The 1,772-nt window shown below is 57.2% G+C and carries 2 protein-coding genes and 1 pseudogene; 2 read left to right on the top strand and 1 reads right to left on the bottom strand.

From position 1 onward, the window contains the following. Positions 1-264, top strand: a 264-nt coding sequence (locus AB4Y86_RS18120; RefSeq protein ID WP_441403536.1) for an alpha-hydroxy acid oxidase, incomplete at its 5' end; no start/stop codon positions are given. A gap of 36 nt (positions 265-300) precedes the next feature. Here AB4Y86_RS18120 and AB4Y86_RS18115 read toward each other — a convergent pair. Beyond that, a pseudogene (locus tag AB4Y86_RS18115) lies at positions 301-1,182 on the bottom strand (NADP-specific glutamate dehydrogenase); the annotation flags it as partial. Positions 1,183-1,390: 208 nt separating this feature from the next. Between AB4Y86_RS18115 and AB4Y86_RS18110 the strand changes: the two are divergent. Then, a partial coding sequence (locus tag AB4Y86_RS18110) for a DoxX family membrane protein (RefSeq protein ID WP_441403535.1) occupies positions 1,391-1,772 on the top strand: 382 nt, incomplete at its 3' end.

Genomic DNA, 1,772 nt, shown 5'->3' with positions numbered 1-1,772 from the left:
CTCAAGGCGGACCACAGTGACGCGGCCGTCATCCTGGACACGGGCATCATGAGCGGCGCGGACATCATCGCGGCGCTGGCGCTGGGCGCGGACTTCACCCTGATCGGCCGGGCCTACCTGTACGGCCTGATGGCGGGCGGCCGGGCCGGGGTGGACCGGGCCATCGAGATCCTCGCGACGGACATGCGCCGCACCATGGCCCTGCTGGGCGTCAGCCGGATCTCCGAGCTCACCCCGGACCACGTCACGCTGCTGTCCAAATAGTTCGGCCAGGCGCCAGGCGCCCGGCCATTCGCCCGCCTAGATGAGGCCCTGGGCCAGCATGGCGTCGGCCACCTTGACGAAGCCGCCGATGTTGGCGCCCAGCACGTAGTTGCCGGGGTCGCCGTACTCGTCGGCGGTGGCGGCGCAGCGGTCGTGGATGCCGACCATGATTTCCGTGAGTCGGCGTTCGGTGTGTTCGAAGGACCAGGAGTCGCGGCTGGCGTTTTGCTGCATTTCCAGGGCCGACGTGGCCACGCCGCCGGCGTTGGCGGCCTTGCCCGGGCCGAACAGCACCCCCGCCTGCTGGAAGACCGCGACGGCGTCGCGGGTGGAGGGCATGTTCGCTCCCTCCGCCACGGCTACGAGACCGTTCCGCACCAGCCGGGCGGCGGCGTCGCCGTCAAGTTCGTTCTGAGTGGCGCACGGCAGCGCCACGGTGGCGTTAACGTCCCAGACAGAGCCGCCCTCGACGTAGGAGACGGCAGCACGGCGGGCCTCGTAGTCTTTGAGGCGTCCGCGTTCGACCTCCTTGATCCGGCGCAGGAGGTCGACGTCGATCCCGGCCTCGTCCACGATGTAGCCGGAGGAATCGGAACAAGCCACCACGTTGGCGCCGAAGGCCTGGGCCTTGGCGATCGCGTTGATGGCGACGTTGCCCGAGCCGGAGACCACCACGCGCTGGCCCTCAAAGGACTGGCCGCGGGTCTTGAGCATCTCCTCGGCGAAGATCACCGTGCCGAAGCCGGTGGCTTCGGGGCGGACCAGCGAACCGCCCCACGAAATCCCCTTGCCGGTGAGGACACCGGATTCGTAACGGTTGGTGATCCGCTTGTACTGGCCGAAGAGGTAGCCGATTTCGCGTCCGCCAACCCCGATGTCGCCGGCCGGGACGTCGGTGTATTCTCCGATGTGGCGGTACGTCGGCATGGCGCGAGATGAAACCCTGGGTGATCAGCAGGCGTGATATGTTCAAGTTTTTACAGGTAATAAAAGTTACTATATATACGTTAGTATTTAATTTTTTGTATGTATGTCACGAATTATTCACAATTAACATTTTAAAAGTAAGTAACTAATGTTATTATATTATCTGTAACTGACTTAATTACAACTTTAGGAGGAAGATATGATTATTCAATTTTTAAGAGAAAACAAAACAGTTTCTTTTGTATTAGCGATAATTCGAGTGTATCTTGGTTACACATGGGTAATGGCTGGAATCGGTAAACTACAAGGAAAAGGCTTCGATGCAACTGGTTATTTACAAGGTGCAATTGAAAAATCTAAAGGAGCACAACCAGCTGTTCAATCCTGGTGGGCATCATTCTTACAAGATTTTGCAATTCCAAACGTTGATTTATTTAATACACTTGTGACGTGGGGAGAAATTTTAGTCGGAATTGGTTTAATTGTGGGCTGTTTAACAAAAACAGCGGTCTTTTTCGGTCTTTTAATGAACTTTTCCTATATGTTTAGTGGGTCAATTGGTGTAAATCCTGAAATGGTTA

This window comes from Arthrobacter sp. 2YAF22_2 (assembly GCF_052114645.1).
Classification (GTDB): Bacteria; Actinomycetota; Actinomycetes; order Actinomycetales; family Micrococcaceae; genus Arthrobacter.
This window is presented reverse-complemented; position numbering and strand designations above follow the sequence as displayed.